This window comes from Bartonella sp. bp_1, from assembly GCF_055808085.1.
Window position 1 is genome coordinate 855,321 of the sequence record NZ_CM147851.1, and the last position, 18,876, is coordinate 874,196.

Annotated in this window: 12 protein-coding genes and 1 pseudogene; 8 read left to right on the top strand and 5 right to left on the bottom strand. The window is 43.7% G+C overall.

What is annotated here, in order from left to right; all coding sequences use genetic code 11:
* Positions 1-279 precede the first annotated feature (279 nt).
* The 5 genes from dnaE (at position 280) to ACYZ97_RS04300 (ending at position 8,074) form a co-directional block, all read left to right on the top strand.
* Positions 280-3,783, top strand: a complete 3,504-nt coding sequence (gene dnaE / locus ACYZ97_RS04280; protein ID WP_473300238.1) for a DNA polymerase III subunit alpha — start codon at positions 280-282, stop codon at positions 3,781-3,783.
* Positions 3,784-3,923: 140 nt separating this feature from the next.
* A complete protein-coding gene (locus ACYZ97_RS04285) occupies positions 3,924-4,949 on the top strand; it encodes an amino acid ABC transporter substrate-binding protein (RefSeq protein WP_473300239.1) in 1,026 nt (341 codons plus the stop codon).
* A gap of 155 nt (positions 4,950-5,104) precedes the next feature.
* Positions 5,105-6,157, top strand: a complete 1,053-nt coding sequence (locus ACYZ97_RS04290; protein WP_473300240.1) for an amino acid ABC transporter permease — start codon at positions 5,105-5,107, stop codon at positions 6,155-6,157.
* Position 6,158: 1 nt separating this feature from the next.
* Positions 6,159-7,304, top strand: a complete 1,146-nt coding sequence (locus ACYZ97_RS04295) for an amino acid ABC transporter permease (protein WP_473300241.1) — start codon at positions 6,159-6,161, stop codon at positions 7,302-7,304.
* A gap of 8 nt (positions 7,305-7,312) precedes the next feature.
* Positions 7,313-8,074: an amino acid ABC transporter ATP-binding protein gene (locus tag ACYZ97_RS04300; RefSeq protein WP_473300242.1), complete on the top strand. Its 762-nt coding sequence runs from the start codon at positions 7,313-7,315 to the stop codon at positions 8,072-8,074.
* A gap of 18 nt (positions 8,075-8,092) precedes the next feature.
* On the opposite strand, the gene ACYZ97_RS04305 is transcribed toward ACYZ97_RS04300, so the two are convergent.
* Together ACYZ97_RS04305 and ACYZ97_RS04310 are read right to left on the bottom strand one after the other, a co-directional pair.
* A complete protein-coding gene (locus ACYZ97_RS04305; protein ID WP_473300243.1) occupies positions 8,093-9,316 on the bottom strand; it encodes an FAD-binding protein in 1,224 nt (407 codons plus the stop codon).
* 30 nt (positions 9,317-9,346) lie between these two features.
* On the bottom strand, positions 9,347-9,598 hold the full coding sequence (locus ACYZ97_RS04310; protein WP_473300244.1) for a zinc-finger domain-containing protein: 252 nt from the start codon (positions 9,596-9,598) through the stop codon (positions 9,347-9,349).
* Between the two features lie 285 nt (positions 9,599-9,883).
* Here ACYZ97_RS04310 and ACYZ97_RS04315 point away from each other — a divergent pair.
* Together ACYZ97_RS04315 and ppx are read left to right on the top strand one after the other, a co-directional pair.
* Positions 9,884-11,995: pseudogene (locus tag ACYZ97_RS04315) on the top strand (RNA degradosome polyphosphate kinase); the annotation flags it as partial.
* A gap of 66 nt (positions 11,996-12,061) precedes the next feature.
* Positions 12,062-13,573, top strand: coding sequence for an exopolyphosphatase (ppx, locus tag ACYZ97_RS04320; RefSeq protein WP_473300245.1), 1,512 nt, complete (start codon positions 12,062-12,064; stop codon positions 13,571-13,573).
* A 7-nt stretch (positions 13,574-13,580) separates the two neighbouring features.
* On the opposite strand, the gene ACYZ97_RS04325 is transcribed toward ppx, so the two are convergent.
* The gene (locus ACYZ97_RS04325; RefSeq protein WP_473300246.1) at positions 13,581-14,549 is read right to left on the bottom strand and encodes a 1-phosphofructokinase family hexose kinase; all 969 of its coding nucleotides are present in this window, start codon (positions 14,547-14,549) and stop codon (positions 13,581-13,583) included.
* A gap of 17 nt (positions 14,550-14,566) precedes the next feature.
* Positions 14,567-15,718 carry a ribonuclease D gene (rnd, locus tag ACYZ97_RS04330; RefSeq protein ID WP_473300247.1) on the bottom strand — a complete coding sequence of 384 codons (1,152 nt, stop codon included), beginning with the start codon at positions 15,716-15,718 and terminating at the stop codon, positions 14,567-14,569.
* A 163-nt stretch (positions 15,719-15,881) separates the two neighbouring features.
* Between rnd and aspS the strand changes: the two genes are divergently transcribed.
* Positions 15,882-17,669: an aspartate--tRNA ligase gene (gene aspS / locus ACYZ97_RS04335; RefSeq protein ID WP_473300248.1), complete on the top strand. Its 1,788-nt coding sequence runs from the start codon at positions 15,882-15,884 to the stop codon at positions 17,667-17,669.
* Positions 17,670-17,700: 31 nt separating this feature from the next.
* On the opposite strand, the gene ACYZ97_RS04340 is transcribed toward aspS, so the two are convergent.
* Positions 17,701-18,834: a hypothetical protein gene (locus ACYZ97_RS04340; RefSeq protein WP_473300249.1), complete on the bottom strand. Its 1,134-nt coding sequence runs from the start codon at positions 18,832-18,834 to the stop codon at positions 17,701-17,703.
* Positions 18,835-18,876 lie beyond the last annotated feature (42 nt).

Here is an 18,876-nt window from a genome sequence, read left to right on the forward strand (position 1 = left end):
ACATAATAAAAACCAATAAAGAACAGGAGTTTGTTATGTCAGAATTTGTTTATGATATCCTTTCCTTTTTATCGGTTAGCTTATTTGTTGCCACTATAGGCATTTGGATGACGGTACTATAAGCCATTTTAAGTCGATTAGGCAGAAAGCTGTGGTCTTTTTTATCCGTACTGGACTTTGGACGTTGGAAAATACAAAAGTAGTGTCTTGAATTATTTTATGTAGACAAAAGAGATTGTCATATTTTGTTTGCCAGCTCAATGACAAGTCCAGATTGTGATGACAACAGCTGAAAAGAATAAAAGTGTCGATGGTGTTAGTGGCGCGGGTATGGAAATGCCACGCTTTATCCATCTGCGTGTTCATTCTGCCTATTCCTTATCAGAAGGTGCGCTGAAGGTTAAGCAAATCGTCAAATATGCCGCAGATGATCAGGCTCCGGCAATAGCGATTACAGATACGAATAATCTGTTTGGTGCGCTTGAATTTACCCAAAGTTGTTTAGGTTCAGGAATCCAGCCAATTATTGGTTGTCAATTGGCTGTTGATTTCGATGAGGATGAGAGCGAGCAGCGGTTGACACCTTCCCGTCAGCCTATTGATTATGCATCCATTGTTTTGTTGGCGGCCAACGAGACAGGATATAAGAACCTTGTCCATCTTGTCAGTAAATCATATCTTGATACGGCTGACTTCGAACCATGTCATGTAAAAGCGTCGTGGCTTAGTGAATTATCAGATGGTATCATTGCTCTGAGTGGCGGCTCTGATGGACCCGTTGATCGCTTATTAAAAGAAGGTAAGCAGGATAAAGCCTATCAGAACTTAAAAGTATTACATCGGATTTTTGCCGATTGTTTTTATGTCGAGTTGCAACGACATGGTAATTATAACAAGAGTGTAGAAGCACAGTTGGTCCAGTGGGCCTATGATGAATCTGTTCCGCTTGTTGCGACCAATAATGCTTTTTTTGCCCATCGTGATGGGTATGAGGCTCATGATGCCTTGTTGGCTGTTGCTGAAGGGCAGGTGATTTCAAATCCCGACCGTCGGCGCGTTACACCGGATCATTATCTAAAAACGCAGGATGAAATGGTGGCGCTTTTTGCAGATCTGCCAGAAGCTTTATCCAATACTGTTGAAATCGCGCTACGTTGTCATGTCTATACGTCAACCCATAAACCTATTCTGCCTCATTTTGCCGGTGCGTCTGATAATCCGGAAGAAGCGATTGCGCTTGAAGCTGAAGAATTGCGTCGACAGGCTCGGGAAGGGCTGAAGCAACGCCTAAAGAACAATGGTGTTGCCGCGGGTTATACGGTTGAAAATTATGAAGAACGGTTAGAATATGAACTTGATATTATCGTTCGTATGCAATTTCCAGGTTACTTTCTAATTGTTGCGGACTTTATCAAATGGGCCAAGGCGCATGATATTCCGGTAGGGCCGGGGCGTGGTTCAGGGGCGGGTTCTCTTGTTGCCTTTGCCTTGACAATCACGGATGTTGATCCGTTAAGGTTTTCACTGCTGTTTGAACGCTTTCTTAATCCGGACCGCGTTTCAATGCCTGACTTTGATATTGATTTTTGCCAGGACCGTCGTGAAGAGGTTATCCGTTACGTTCAGGAAAAATATGGGCGAGATCAGGTTGCCCAGATTATCACCTTTGGTAAATTGCAGGCGAGGGCGGTTTTACGTGATGTTGGGCGTGTACTTGAAGTTCCCTATTCGAAGTCTGATTATCTGAGCAAGTTGGTGCCTCAGGCGCCAGGGGCCAATATCGAACTGGCAAAAGCCATTGCAGATGAACCGAAATTTGATGAAGAGCGCCGTAACGATGCGGTTGTCGGGCGGCTTCTGGATATCGCCTTGCAGCTTGAGGGACTTTACCGTCATGCATCGACCCATGCAGCCGGCATTGTGATTGGCGACCGACCCTTGTGGCAACTGGTTCCTATGTATCGCGATCCCCGCTCGGATATGCCTGTAACACAGTTCAACATGAAGTATGTTGAGCAGGCTGGTTTGGTCAAGTTCGATTTTCTGGGATTGAAAACACTAACGATCCTTAAAACGGCAGTTGAGTTTGTCCGCCGTAAAGGCATCGATATTGATCTTTCTCATATACCGCTTGATGATCAGAAAACCTATGAAATGATGTCTCGTGGTGAGACGGTTGGCGTATTCCAGGTTGAAAGTGCAGGCATGCGTAAGGCATTGCTGGGCATGAAACCCGATTGCATTGAAGATATTATTGCACTTGTCGCGCTTTATCGTCCAGGTCCGATGGAAAATATTCCAACCTATAATGCGCGTAAACATGGTGAAGAGGAAATTGCCTCTATCCATCCCAAGATTGATCATTTGGTCAGCGAGACGCAGGGTGTTATCGTCTATCAGGAACAGGTGATGCAGATTGCACAGGTTCTATCCGGTTATTCATTGGGTGAAGCGGATTTGCTGCGCCGTGCTATGGGTAAGAAGATCCATGCGGAAATGGAACAGCAGCGTACGCGTTTTGTCGAAGGCGCGCTTGCCGGTGGAGTTGAAAAGGTTCAGGCCAATACGATTTTTGATCTGTTGGCCAAGTTTGCCGATTATGGTTTTAATAAATCCCATGCTGCAGCCTATGCGATCGTATCCTATCAGACAGCCTTTATGAAGGCTCATTATCCGGTCGAGTTTCTTGCTGCGTCAATGACCTACGATATGACCAATACTGATAAACTCAATGATTTTAGACGGGAAGCCAATCGTCTTAATATTGAAGTGATTCCTCCATCTGTGCAGACGTCGTTTCGTGTTTTTGAAGTTGGCGAAAACTGTATCTATTATTCTCTTGCTGCCATTAAGGGAGTCGGTGAGGCGGCTGTTGAGCATATTGTGGCCCAACGCGGTGATAGACCCTTTGCTGATCTTGCCGATTTTTGTGAACGTACAGATCCCCACCTTGTCAATAAGCGCGTTATGGAAGGATTGATTAATGCTGGTGCATTTGATTGTTTTGCCATTGCCCGTGAGCGGCTTGTTGCAGGATTGGAAACAATAAATGCTCGCGCAATGCGCAAGCGTGATGACCATTCAAGCGGTCAGACAGATATTTTCGGGCTGGGAGATGGGCCGAAAGAGCCGCTTTTATTACCCAATGCCACACCGTGGCTGCCTGCCGAAAAACTGCATCGGGAATTTCTTGCTGTCGGCTTTTATTTGTCTGCCCATCCATTGGACGAATATCGTACGCTACTTGATAAGATGCGTGTCCAGAAATATGCCGATTTTGATATTTCTGTACGAAAGGGCGTCACAGCCGGTCGTTTGGCGGGAACAGTTGTTGCCAAACAGATACGCAAGACTCGTATGGGCAAGAAAATGGGTATCATACAGTTTTCAGATGCGACAGGGCAGTTTGAAGCTATTCTATTTGCAGAAGGACTGGCGCAATATGGTGACCTATTGGAGCCAGGACAATCGGTTGTTATTACTGTTGGTGCAGAAAACCGGCCTGAAGGTGTGAGTTTGCGCATTCAGTCTGTGCAATCTTTAGAGGATGAAGCAAGCCGTCTGCAAAAGACAATGCGTGTTTTTGTGCGTTCGTCTGAAAACATTAATGCTATCTCGCATCAGTTACTCAAGGGGGGAGACGGCCAAGTTTCCATAATCATGATACAAAATGATGGTGCGCGGGAAACGGAGATTGCTTTACCGCAACGTTATAAGCTTAGTCCCCAGATCGCCGGTGCAATGAAGGCACTTTCTGGTGTTGTCGATGTTGAGGTCGTTTAACTTCGGCATAAAAATGCTGCGCTCCATGAGTTAAACTTGCTTGCCTTGTGTGTGTTTTTTTGTCAGTTTGAAATTATGTATGTCTCTGCGACGGATATTATGTCTGCTGCGCGATTTATTCGTATTGAGAAGAGGATTTTATGAAAGCTTTTATTTCTTTGTTGGCAGGCGGAATCTTGGCTGCCGGAATTTCATCAGCTTCGGCTTCTACTCTTGATGATGTTAAAGCACGCGGTGTTTTAAACTGTGGTGTCAGCAGCGGGCTTGTAGGCTTTAGTATTCCGGACGAAAAGGGAGAATGGACCGGCTTTGATGTTGATTATTGTCGTGCTGTTGCATCTGCTATTTTTGGTGATGCCAAGAAAGTAAAATTTGTTCCTCTTTCATCGAAGGAACGATTTACAGCATTACAGTCAGGTGAAATTGATGTTTTGATCCGCAATACGACATGGACGATGAGCCGTGATGTTTCGTTGGGATTAGAATTTACCGGTGTCAACTATTATGACGGCCAAGGGTTTATGATCAATTCCAAGAAAATTCCTGACATTACATCGGCCATCCAACTTTCCGGGGCATCTATTTGCGTCCAGTCAGGGACATCGACAGAACTGACATTGGCAGATTTTTTCCGAGATAACAAAATGGAATATAAGCCTGTTGTATTTGAAAAGTTTGCCGAGACCAATGCTGCTTATGATGCAGGGCGTTGTGATGTTTATACAACGGACCAATCATCGCTTTACGCTGTACGTCTTCAGCTTGCACATCCTGATGATCATACTGTATTGCCACAGATTATTTCTAAAGAGCCCTTTGGTCCGGCTGTTCGTCAGGGGGATCCGCAATGGGCTAATATTGTGCGCTGGACAAATTATGCCCTTATCAATGCTGAGGAGTATGGCATTACCCGTGCCAATGTTGAGGAAATGACAAACTCTAATAACCCGGATATCAAGCGGATGCTCGGTGCCGAACAGGGGAACAATATCGGGAAAGATCTTGGTCTTGATAATGATTGGGTTGTAAAAATCATTAAAAATGTTGGAAATTATGGCGAAATTTTTGAACGTAATATTGGGCAGAACACACCATTGAAAATATCACGTGGTATTAATGCACTCTGGTCTAAAGGTGGCCTAATGTATGGTATCCCGATCCGCTAGGTTTTTGGTTAGTACTTTTGGCTTCTTGCGATCCTATGAAAGACTGTCCATCTTCTTATCCCTTTAAAAAAATTGGATTTTTTAGGGCGAAGTTTTGGCGTAGCCTTTTTTGGCAGCTTTTTATTGTTGTCATTATTGTTTATGGTCTCCAGTGGTTGGTCAATAATACAATCGATAATTTAACGCGTGCAAAAATTACGTCTGGTTTTGGCTTTCTTGATATGCGGGCCGGTATTTCTATACCTGATAGTCTAATCGCCTATAATCCCGATTCTACCTATCTTCAAGCTTTGCTAGCTGGGTTGGTCAACACGATTGTTATGGCTATATTATCAATCTTTACAGCAACAATTATCGGCTTTTTTATTGGTTTGGGGCGTCTTTCGCATAATTGGCTGTTGCGTCAGTTCTGTACCGTTTATGTTGAGCTTTTTCGAAATATACCGCCCTTATTGGTGATATTTTTCTGGTATTTCGGGGTTTTGACGGTTTTACCGGATGCTAATAACAGTTTGTCCTTTGGTAAGTGGCTTTATATCAATAAAAAAGGGTTTTATTTCGCTGCTCCGCTTTGGGATGCCAACAGCTGTTTTGTCTTTTGGGTCTTCTTGGGAGGACTTTTATTAAGTGTTGTCTATGGATTTTATTGCCGTCGTCGTCAGCCCCATTTTTTACGTTGGCCTGTTTATTTGTTGTTGGTGCTTATCGTGCCACTGGCTATGCTTATTTTCTGGGTGCCGCCAACGGGGTTTGACTATCCGGTGAAAGGTTTTTTCAATTTCAGTGGTGGTAAGGCGGTATATCCTGAGTTTTTAGCCTTGTTTCTAGCTCTTTCACTTTATACGGGGGCTTTGATTGCAGAAACTATTCGCTCTGGTCTTCTCGGTGTTCCTAAGGGATATATTGAAGCTGCCAGCGCATTAGGTTTTAAAACACGGCAGCGTATCCGGCTGATTGTTGTTCCACTTGCAATGCGTATTATAATACCACCTCTGGCAAGCCAATATATGAATTTGATTAAAAACACTTCACTTGGTGTAGCTATTGGCTATTCTGAACTGATGCGTGTATCCAATACAATTTTTATCCAGACCAACCAATCTATCGAGGTCGTTGTTATATGGCTTGTTGTTTATCTGGGATTGAGCCTTATCGTTTCTTTATTGATGAATTGGTTTAATCGTAAAATGGCATTGGTGGAAAAATAGTATGGATAAAACACCATCATACAAGCCGCTTATAGCCGCTTCCCCACCGCCGGTTAAAGAAAAAAGCGTGAAGAGATGGCTCTTAAGTAACTTATTTAAGTCTTTACCTGATGGTATTGTTACTATTACCCTATTGGTTGTCATATATTTTATTTCAGTGCCGTTGTTACATTGGCTTTTTATTGATGCGGCATGGATTGGTGATGATCGTGGCGTTTGTACAACCTTGTCGCAAGGTGGGCTTAAACCTGATGGCTGGTCGGGAGCGTGCTGGGCTTTTGTTAATGCCAATTTTTCACAATTTATATATGGCAATTATCCGGTAGGAGAACGTTGGCGCGTCGACTTCACAGCGTTGATCGCATTGATGGTCAATATTCCGCTTTTGGTTCCGTCGTTTGGATACAAGTTTCTCAATGCCGCGGTTTCCTTATTTGTTGTGCCGATTATTGGCTGTATCGTCATTTATGGAGGTCTTTTTGGCCTTTCTGCTGTTGATACACAATTGTGGGGAGGCTTGATGGTGACGCTGATTATTGCTTATATCAGTATCACTATTTCGCTTCCATTGGGTACGCTTCTAGCGCTTGGTCGTCGTTGTGATTTGCCAGTTATCAGCCTTCTTTCGACTGGTTTTATTGAAATATTACGCGGCATTCCTCTGGTTGCCATTCTTTTTATAGCGAGTGTTATGTTTCCGATTTTCCTTCCAGATGGAATGAATTTCGATAAATTCTTACGCGCTCTTATCGGGATCGCTTTGTTCACATCGGTCTATATTGCTGAAGTTGTTCGTGGTGGTTTGCAAGCTGTGCCAAAAAGCCAGTATGAAGCGGCTCAATCATTAGGTTTTGGCTATTGGGGTACAATGCTTCTTGTTATTTTACCGCAAGCTTTCAGAATTATCATTCCCGGATTGATCAATACATTGATCGGCATGTTGAAGGAAACAAGCCTTGTCTATATTATTTCGATGTTTGATTTGTTGGGCAAAGTTACCCAGCTTTCGCAACAGGCAAAATGGATTACGCCGCAGACACCGGCAACGGCTTATGTCTTTGCTGGAATTGTATTTTGGCTGTTTTGCTTTTTGATGTCGCGATATGCCCATTTTATTGAAAAACGCATGCAGCGCCGCGAGCGTTAGAGGATTTAATGATGGCGATAGAAAGCAAAAAAACGAATATGCCTTATGCCGTTGAGATGTCCGGCGTAAACAAGTGGTTTGGCGATAATCATGTTTTGCGCGATATTGATTTAAATGTCTCGAAGCAGGAAAAGATTGTTATTGTCGGCCCATCGGGGTCGGGAAAATCGACATTGATCCGTTGCATTAATGGTTTGGAACAGATTGAGCAGGGTGATATCGTCGTTGAAGGCCTGAAGCTTGGCAATAATGCAAAAAACATCGAGCAGATCCGCCAAAATGTCGGTATGGTATTCCAACATTTTAATCTTTTTCCCCACCTTACAATTCTTGAAAATTGTACGCTCGCGCCGATTTGGGTTAAGAAAATACCGAAAAAAAAGGCCGAAGAACGTGCGATGGAGCTGCTTGAGCGTGTAAAAATACCCGATAAAGCCAATCAATATCCTGGTCAGTTATCGGGTGGGCAACAGCAGCGTGTCGCTATTGCCCGTTCTTTATGCATGGCCCCTCATATCATGCTTTTTGATGAACCGACATCGGCTCTTGATCCGGAAATGATCAAGGAAGTATTGGAAACGATGGTTGATCTAGCGACAACCGGTATGACGATGATCTGTGTTACCCATGAAATGGGATTTGCACGTGAAGTGGCTGATCGTATTATATTCATGGATCAAGGCCAGATTATTGAAAGCAACAAACCGGATGCTTTTTTTAACGCTCCTGATCATGAGCGTACACGGGCATTTTTCAAACAGATATTATAAAAGCTGTATTATCAATATTTATTTTTTGGCGAATTCGGTTGCATCATAATTATAAAGCCAGTCGAGGCTTGACATAAAGCTTTCAGGTGAGCGCATTTTCATCATTAAATTGCGCGCGACAGCTACCATACCGGTTGCATGGTAAACAAAGCGGTTGAAATTGCCCCGTTTGGCAACCATGCTTACACGTGTCGTGCGGATGTTATTGAACAGGGAAAGCGCTTCTGGCAGCGTTAAATCTTTCATTGAGAGAACTTCAGCAAGAGCAGCGGCATCTTCAATGGCCATGGCTGCGCCTTGTGCCGCAAAAGGCAATACAGCATGCGATGCATCGCCGAGAAATACTTGGCACTTGTTACCAAGAAATCGCATGTGGTTCATCTGGAAGAGCGGCCAGAATGTCCATTTCTCTGTGCTTCTAAATATTTCAAGAATGCTTGGGTGCCAGTCCTTGAAGTGGTCGAGCAGTAATTGTCTGTCACCTTCGTTAGACCATGTCTTTCCGGGAGAACTGCCTTTGGTGATGGCAACAAAGTTATAGGATTTCCCTGATTTTATCGGATATGTGACCAAATGGTTGCTTGGCCCCATCCATGCAGAGACAGTGCCACTCTCTTGCAGAGAAGATAGAAAAGCTCGAGGTATGTTTTCCATGGGAATAGTCGCACGCCATGCAATGAATCCGCTAAATACGGCATTTTCTTCTAAAGGTTGCAACTGTCGCAACTTTGACCATACACCATCACAGCCGACAAGAAGTGGCGTTGTCAGATGTTTCGGTTCTTCATTACAGGCAATTTTTATATCGACAGCATCAATGATAGAGGGGGCAATATCAACAACACTGTGTCCTAGCTTGAGTTCTATTCGTTTGTTGGTTTTAGCAAAATCTAAAAGTACGCGCTGTATATCGGCACGATGGATTGTAATATAGGGAGCATGCCACCGACGTTGGGCAATATCCTTTAAATTGACGCTTAAATAGTTTTTGAGATTTAATCCATCACTGAGAGTGAGAAGGGCGGGCTCAACCGCATATTTCATCAATTCGTCAAGCACACCTAAGCGCGCTAGAATACGCGTCGCATTGGGCGCAAGCTGAATGCCTGCACCCACTTCATGAAGTTCGCTTCCACGCTCGCATATTGTAACGGCAAAGCCTTTTTGGGCTAAGGCGAGTGCGGCTGAAAGACCTGCAATTCCAGCTCCGGATATAAGAATTGGTTTTTCAAGGTTGGCCATTATAAGGCTACCCTCCGGCAAGAAATTATATTAGGCCGCCTTATGATTGACGTCGAAATGGCATCCTTGGGGAATGGTTTCGCTGCCCTGTAATTTTGAATTATACTGATAAAATGTTGAGCAATAAGGACAAATCTTTGTATCATCTGCCCCCATATCAAGGAATATATGGGGATGGTCAAAAGGTGACGATGCGCCGACGCACATAAATTCCTTAACGCCGATATCGATCGTTTTATATCCGTGATCATTCTGGAAATGGGGAATCTGATGGTCTGCCATAGCTCTTACTCTGCTGTTTGTATAATCGAAAGGGAGCGATTCTTGTCGTAACCCAACTAAGTTAGTTTTGTCCTAATTTTCATCATAATGCAAGGTGGTTGCTGTGACAATTTGACATTGTTAATCATGGTGTCTTGTTCATAAAATTGTTATATTTCAAACAAAAATAAGGTACTATGTTCAAAGCATCATTGATGGTGCGCTCTGTAATTGGGGATATATATGACATCGAAAAAAAAACATACAGAAGATCATTCCAAAACCATACAGATGAATTTGACGACACCTTCTAGATTTATCAATCGTGAATTTTCTTGGTTGCAATTCAATAATCGTGTTTTGATGGAAGCATCGAATCCGAAACACCCGCTGCTTGAGCGTGTCCGTTTTCTTTCTATTTCAGCAACAAATCTTGATGAATTTTTTATGGTTCGCATTGCTGGCTTGGCTGGGCAGGTGCGCGCTGGCGTGATAACGCCGAGTGCGGATGGAAGAACGCCTCAGGAACAACTTGATTTTGTGTTGACAGAAGTCAGCCGTTTGCAAACAAATCAACAGGCTGAGCTACGTTCATTGCGCACAGAATTGAAGACGCAAGGTATTGAGATTATTCGTCCTGATAAAATGAACAAGGAAGAAAAGAAATGGTTGGAAGATCATTTTCTTGATACGATCTTTCCTGTGCTTACACCATTGTCGATTGATCCTGCCCATCCATTTCCATTCATTCCTAATCTGGGTTTTTCTATTGCGATGCAATTGGTGCGGCATACCGACAAGCATGTAATGACAGCTTTATTACGTTTGCCGACAACTTTGAAGCGTTTTATCCTTCTGCCAGCGCTTGGAAAGATAGCGCGCTATATTACCTTGGAAGATACGGTACGTCTCTTTATTGGATGTCTTTTCCCTGGGTATGAAGTAAATGGTGCGGGCACATTCCGTATTATCCGTGATAGCGATATCGAGGTTGAAGAAGAAGCAGAAGATCTGGTTCGTCTGTTTGAGACAGCCTTGAAACGTCGACGTCGCGGACAGGTTATCCGTATTGAGTTTGATTCTGAAATGCCGGAAAACTTGCGTCAATTTGTTGCAACTGAATTGGCTGTGCCTGAAAACAGGATCAGTGTGCTAGATGGCATTCTCGCTCTTAATATGATTTCTGAGATTGTCTCTATTGACCGCAGCGAACTGAAATTTGTTCCGTATAATCCACGTTTTCCAGAACGTATCCGTGAACATGGCGGGGACTGTTTTGCTGCTATTCGTGAAAAGGACATTGTTGTTCATCATCCTTATGAGTCTTTTGATGTTGTGGTCCAGTTTTTGCGTCAGGCTGCAGCGGACCCTGATGTTGTTGCAATTAAGCAAACGCTTTATCGTACATCCAATGATAGCCCGATTGTTCGTGCATTAATTGATGCTGCAGAGGCCGGAAAGTCTGTGACAGCATTAGTTGAGTTGAAAGCGCGTTTTGATGAAGAAGCCAATATACGATGGGCACGCGATCTTGAGAGAGCTGGTGTGCAAGTTGTATTTGGTTTTATTGAATTAAAGACCCATGCTAAAATGTCGCTTGTGGTGCGCCGTGAAGAAAACCGGCTACGCTCTTACGTGCATTTGGGTACAGGCAACTATCATCCTATTACAGCCAAGATCTACACAGATCTTTCGTTTTTCACGACCGATGACGAGATTGGCCGGGATGTTGCGTTGATATTTAATTACATTACCGGATATGCCCAGCCAGAAGCGGATATGAAACTTGCATTTTCGCCTCTCACACTTCGTAAGCGTATTCTCGGGCATATTGAAGACGAGATTGAAAATGCTAAAAAAGGATTGCCAGCGGCAATTTGGATGAAGGTTAATTCCTTGGTTGATCCGCAAATCATTGACGCGCTTTATAGGGCAGGGCAAGCGGGTGTTGAAATTGATTTGGTTGTACGTGGTATTTGCTGTCTTCGTCCGGGGATTAAAGGCTTTTCGGATAATATCCGTGCCAAGTCGATTGTCGGTCGGTTTTTAGAACACAGCCGCATCTTCTGTTTTGGTAATGGTCATGAATTGCCAAATGAAAAGGCCATTTTGTATTTCGGTTCTGCTGATATGATGACTCGAAATCTTGACCGGCGTGTAGAAACGCTTGTTCCTGTCTTTAATAAGACGGTACATCAACAGATACTTTCACAGATTATGCTGGCCAATATTGTTGATAATCAGCAAAGCTTTGAGATATTGAGTGATGGCACTTCACGGCGTGTTTGTCTTAAAGAGGACGAAATTCCTTTTAATGCACAGGAATATTTCATGAATAATCCAAGCCTTTCAGGGCGTGGCAAATCATTGCGTTCTTCCGCACCAAGGTTGATTGCGCAACGCAAACGCCATAAATAGTGATTTGGTCCATTCCTATTTTTTGTTTATAGGAATGGACATTATTTTTATTACGGGAAATTGCTTATGCATCCTCCTAAAGCGCAAGGACGTCTTAAAGGGCGCAAACCTTTGGCTGTTATAGATATTGGCTCCAACTCGGTCCGTCTTGTGGTCTATGAGGGGTTGGTACGTGCTCCTACGGTATTGTTTAACGAAAAGATACTTTGCGGCTTGGGCAAAGGTGTTGCGACAACAGGCCGATTGGAAGAAAGTTCTGTGACCATGGCCTTGCGTACGCTGAAGCGCTTTCGGGCTTTATGCGATCAGATGGGAACGATAGCTATCCATACTTTAGCAACGGCTGCTGCACGTGAAGCTGAAAATGGGCCCGCCTTTATTACTGAAGCCGAGGAAATACTGGGCGTTGAAATCAATGTTCTAAGCGGCAAACAGGAAGCAGAATATTCAGCCGCTGGTATTTTTTCTTCTTTTTATAAACCTAATGGCATTGCGGGTGATCTGGGTGGAGGAAGTCTTGAACTTGTCGACATTCATGGCAACAAGGCTACTAATGGTGTTACATTACCGCTTGGTGGATTGCGATTGCAGGACATGGCTCATGGAAACTTGAGTGAGGCTACAAAAATTTCCCGTCATTATTTGCGTAAGACAGCAATGTTACAGGCTGGGAAAGGACGAAAATTTTATGCCGTTGGCGGCACATGGCGCAATCTTGCAAAACTCCATATGAGTGCAAAAAATTATCCATTGCCGGTGATGCATGCCTATGAAGTAGTTACAGATGATGTTGAAAGTTTTCTGCAGCGTGTTGCGCATGGGGAGCTTGATCATATGCGCGGTATTTCTGCCGTTTCAAAAAATAGACGTCAGTTGCTTTCTTATGGTGCAACGGTTTTGATCGAACTGATCTATTGTATGGAGCCAGAAGCAATTGTATTTTCAGGTGCTGGCGTACGAGAGGGGTTTTTATATTCACTTTTGCCGAAAAAACTACAAAAGGCAGATCCTTTGTTAGCAGCAACTGAGGAAATGTCGGTTTTGCGTTCGCGCTCGCCGCAACATGCGAGGGAGTTGATTGATTGGACAACCAAGGCTTTTGAGGTTTTAGGCATTGAAGAGACTGAAAATGAGCGCCGCACACGTGAAGCAGCTTGTTTTTTGTCTGATATTGGTTGGCGAATTCATCCAGATTATCGCGGTGATCTCGCTTCAAACCAGATTGCCCTTGGTGCTTATCCTGGTATTGACCATGCTGGACGTGTTTATGCTGCTCTTGCTGTCTATTTCCGCAATGAAGGATTGGTTCACGATTCAGATGCGCCCTCTATCATGAAACTTGCTGATGATGCGACAGCCTATAAGGCTCGTGTGCTAGGCGCTTTAATGCGAGTTGCTAATATTTTTAGTGGTTCAACAGCTGGATTGCTACCACAAATTCTCTGGCAGAAGCAGAAACAAGGTGTATCCATTATTATACCTACAAAATGTGCTGATTTGATTGCTGAACGTCCTATCGGGCGACTGCAGCAATTGGAAAAGCTTGTCTCTATACCTTTGCAGTATCAGACTAGTTAGTCTCGGCTCATGGCTCGGGTTCTAGAGGAACAGATAGGAAATCTGCTGGCTCTCCGCTGAGTTCTTTATATAGATGTTTGATATTTTTGAGCCGGCATAGACCCGTGCCTTTTTCAGCGACAGCAGCTGTCCCGCATGCCGTTGCCAACCGGAAGGCTTCTTCTACATCACGTCCAATTGTCAAAGCATGAACCATACCGGCAACAAAACTATCTCCTGCACCTGATGCACTTAATACCCGTATAGGTGGAGATGAGAGATAAAGTATGCGTTCATCTGTGGCTAGTACGGCCCCTTGGTGCCCCAAGGTGACTGCAATAATTTTGCTGATACCCTTTTTGACAAATGTTTGCGCTTCTTCCGCAATTTCATGAACAGTCTGAAATGCTTTACCACAACAAGCTTCAAATTCACCCTGACTTGGTTTGATGAGCGTGAGACCACCTTTTTGGAAGACGTGGCGTAGCGATTCTCCCGATGTATCAAGGACACATTGTGCATTCCGACTATGTGCCAGATCTATTAAGTCGTCATAAACCTCAACCGGTACACCGCGTGGCAGACTGCCGCTGACTATCAACCATTCCCATTCCATTTCATGACAGCGTTTAATGACAGCTTGCCAGTCCTTGCGGGTCAGTACTGGACCTTGCGCAATAAACCGATATTCTAGTCCTGTGGATCGTTCATGCACCACATTATTAATTCGTGTATTTCCTTCGATCTTAATAATGTCGCACGGAATCTCCTGTTCTGTCAGAAGATGTTCTAGCACCTTGCCCATGACGCCGCCTGCGGCATAGAGGGCAGTTACATCGCCACCCAAAAGATGAATGACGCGGGCAACATTAATGCCACCACCACCCGGATGAAAGCTTTCATCAAAAGTTCTAATCTTGCGGGTAGAGCGGACATGGTCGGTTTCACTTGCCGCATCGACTGTCGGATTGAATGTGAGCGTAAGAATTTTTGCCATATCGGTAATATAACCTTTTATTGGACATTCATAATTGAGATTTTTTTATCAATAAACCGTAAGGCAATACGTCCTTCCAATAAGTCCAATGCAGATTTCCCGAACATTTCATAGCGCCATCCTTGCATGGCCGGAATTTTTGCATCTTTGCCCATGATGACTATTTTTTCTAAATCATCAGAATTGGCAAGGATGCGTGCAGCCAATCCGTTTTGGTCACTAATAAGTTTCAATAGTACCTTCAAAAGTTCTAAAGCTGCATTACCGCCTTCGGGTAAAGGTGTAGGACGTACAATGACAGGCAGCTCATCTTTTGGGGTGTCGCAGCCTTTTTTGATGGCATCAAGTAGACTTGCTGCATCGGAAGAACGTTCCCATCCATTTGAAATACCGCGGAGTCGGCCCAGCTCTTCTATTGATTTGGGTTGTTGTATAGCAATATCGACAAGATTGTCATCTTTGAGAACACGTCCACGTGGAACATTCTTTTTGCGTGCTATATCTTCTCGCCATGCGGCAATATGCTGCAAAACAGCAAGTTCCTTAGGTTTGCGAATGCGCCCCTTCACCCGTTTCCAAGCTTCATCCAATGGTGCGTCATAGGTTTTAGGTGACAGTAAAATAGCCATTTCATCATTCAGCCAGTCTTGACGATTTGAAGCTTTTAGCTGTTTTTTTAGGGAGAGATAGACATCACGCAAATAGGTTACATCTGCCAAGGCATAGTCCATTTGCTTTTCGGTTAAAGGGCGACGGCTCCAGTCTGTAAAGCGTGATGACTTATCAATATGGGCGCCCGTTATTTTTTGGACAATCTGGTCATAGGAAATAGACTCGCCATATCCGCATACACTTGCTGCGATTTGGGTGTCAAAAAGAGGAAAAGGAATAATGCCACCTAAATAATAGATAATTTCAAGATCTTGGCGGGCAGCGTGAAAAACTTTTGTAATTGATGGGTTTTGCATCAATGCAAAAAAAGATGCCAGATCGATGTTTTTTGCAAGTGGATCAATAAGAGCCTCACACTCAGGTGTTGCTATTTGAATAAGACAAAGATTGGGCCAATAGGTTGTTTCGCGAATAAATTCTGTATCAACCGTCACAAAATCGGATTGGGATATTTTTTTGATGTATGTATCTAATTCATCGGTTTTTGTAATCAGCATAGGCTTTATCCGTAGGGGGAAATCAATAATTGATTTCTTTTACAATATTTTTTATTGCGCATATGAGAGCATATCTTGACAAATAGCGATCAAAATGCGCTTTTGCGGCAGATATTAGGGTATGGCTTCCAGCCCTACAACATATTTTATAAAGGTTGGCATAATGCATCGTTATCGTAGCCATACATGTGAAGCACTTCGCAAGAGTGATGTGGGCAGTAATGTCCGTCTTTCCGGTTTTGTACATCGTGTCCGCGATCATGGCGGTATTCTGTTTATTGATCTTCGTGACCATTACGGCATAACACAAATTGTTGCTGATCCTGATTCTGCGGCTTTCAAAATAGCAGAGATGGTGCGTGGTGAATGGGTGATACGTGTTGATGGCGAGGTCAAAGCACGCTCAGAAGAGACAATAAACAGTGCACTACCGACTGGCGAGGTTGAGATTTTTGCTCGTGAGATTGAAGTGCTGTCAAAGGCTGAAGAATTACCTCTGCCTGTTTTTGGCGAGCCTGATTATCCTGAAGATATTCGCTTGCGTTATCGTTTCCTTGATTTGCGGCGTGAAACACTGCATAGCAACATTATGAAGCGTACTGAAATTATCCGTTCAATGCGCAAGCATATGCAGGATATTGGCTTTACCGAGTTCAGTACACCAATATTAACGGCATCATCACCGGAAGGCGCTCGTGACTTTCTGGTTCCAAGCCGCATCCATCCAGGTAAGTTCTATGCACTGCCACAGGCTCCTCAGCAATATAAACAATTATTGATGATGTCGGGTTTTGACCGCTATTTCCAGATTGCTCCATGTTTTAGAGATGAAGATCCACGTGCTGATCGCTTGCCGGGCGAGTTTTATCAGCTGGATGTGGAAATGAGCTTTGTTGAACAGGAAGATATTCTGTCAACCATGGAGCCGGTTATTCGCAGTGTTTTTGAGGAATTTGCGAATGGCAAACAGGTGAGTCAGAAATTTGCACGTATTCCTTATGATGAGGCAATGCGTAAATATGGTTCGGATAAGCCTGATTTGCGCAATCCAATTGTTATGGAAGATGTATCTGAACATTTCAGAGGATCTGGTTTTAAGGTTTTTGCCAATATTCTAGAAAGCGATAAGCAATCGCAAGTATGGGCTATACCAGCCAAAACTGGCGGTAGCCGTGCTTTTTGCGATCGCATGAATAGCTGGGCACAAGGTGAAGGACAGCCGGGCCTCGGTTACATCTTTTGGCGTAAGGAGAATGATGCTCTGGAAGGAGCGGGGCCTATTGCTAAGAATATTGGACCTGAACGGACTGATGCAATTCGTCAGCAACTGGGCCTTGATGATGGTGATGCATGTTTCTTTGTTGCGGGCGATCCGAAAAAATTTGCTTCTTTTGCCGGTAATGCTCGTATTCGTGCAGGCGAGGAATTGAATCTTCTTGATCGAGATCGTTTTGAATTGGCCTGGATTGTTGATTTTCCGTTCTATGAGTGGAATGAAGACGAGAAGCGGGTTGATTTTTCCCATAATCCTTTTTCAATGCCTCAGGGTGGAAAAGAAGCCTTGGATGGGCAGGATCCGCTGACAATTAAAGCATTCCAGTATGATATTGTCTGTAACGGTTTTGAAATTGCATCGGGCGGTATTCGCAATCATTTGCCTGAAACAATGGTCAAGGCATTTGAGATTGCTGGTTTATCAAAGGATACAGTTGAAGAGCGGTTTGGTGGGCTTTATCGTGCTTTCCATTATGGTGCTCCGCCGCATGGCGGCATGGCTGCGGGTATTGATCGTATTGTCATGTTGTTGTTGGGTGTGAAAAATTTGCGTGAGATTTCGCTTTTCCCAATGAACCAGCAGGCGCTTGATCTGCTCATGGGCGCTCCATCCGATGTGATGCCGGCACAGTTGCGAGATCTTTCAATTCGTTTGATTCCACAGACAAAAGAATAAAAAAAAGCCGGTTTTCCGGCCTTTTTTTTGTTTATTGGTTGGCTTTGAATTCGATATCAAGAATTTCAACCAACTTTTCCGGCTTTCCTCTGGTCTGCTTTTCAATGTCAGAGAAAAGAATCGGCGTCTTGCTCTTGGCGTGAATAGTGATGTTTTTCGGATCATCGAGGTAGCTGTTTACGGCACCTGTCAATTGTCCGACGAATTGTGTATTAGGAATTTTCATACCGATAAAGGGTAAGAAAGCTTTGATCTGGTCAGTCAATTGTTTGCGGGACTGTCCATTTTTTGTCGAAATATAATCAAGCACGCGATTGGTGAGCGAGGCATCTGAAAAATTCAATGTCAGTTCGCTGAAAGTAAGATCATGTGGGCTGGGAAATACTTTACCATTCGACTTTATATACCGCTCTTTAAACTCATTTGTCATAGCAAGGCTGGTCTGGAGGTTGAGTTCGCCGATATTATCGAGTTGTAATTTGCTTTGACGTAAATTGATTGCGCCGGTCGTTGATTGAAAGTTTAAAACACCGGACATTGAACCTTGCAGTTTATCATATCCAAGTTCTTGAAAAGTAGAATAAGCAAAGGATGGTAATACAGCCTTAGGTTCAACCATAAAATGTTCGACAGTCACTTGGCTATCTGCAGAATCATCTGTAAGTGCTGCATTGATATTCGTGGCGACAGCAATGGTTTTATTTTCTGCTAAAAGGCTGATGTCATCAATTGTAGAAGCTGCAAATAATGTATTGTCGCCATTATTCAAATCTGTAGACAGATTATCGATCTCAAGTCCCTTGATGTTGATTTTTCTTCCTTCGTCGAGATTGGCCTCTATTGGTTTGAAAATAATTTTCTCGGCCTTGAGGGTGCCATTGTCCTGTGAAACACCAGAAAAGTGAACTTCACTCACACGCATCGATTCATTGGGGTTGTTATCCGCTTCTGCCTGCAGTTCGACGTCTTTGAGAACAATTTCATTGTTAGTGCTGGAAGAGAGGCCGACAGTCAGTTTTTGGCCACGTTTTTCAGCCCATTTCTGTAGCGTTGACGTTAATTGCTCAGGTGTGACAGATTGTTGCGCATAGGATAGGGTCGGCAGGCCGGTAGATATAATAACGGCCAAAGAAAGTTGCGTTGAGAAGCGGGAGAGAATAGACATAAAGGCTCCTGAATATTTATGGGATGCTTAAAGCGGGTTTGT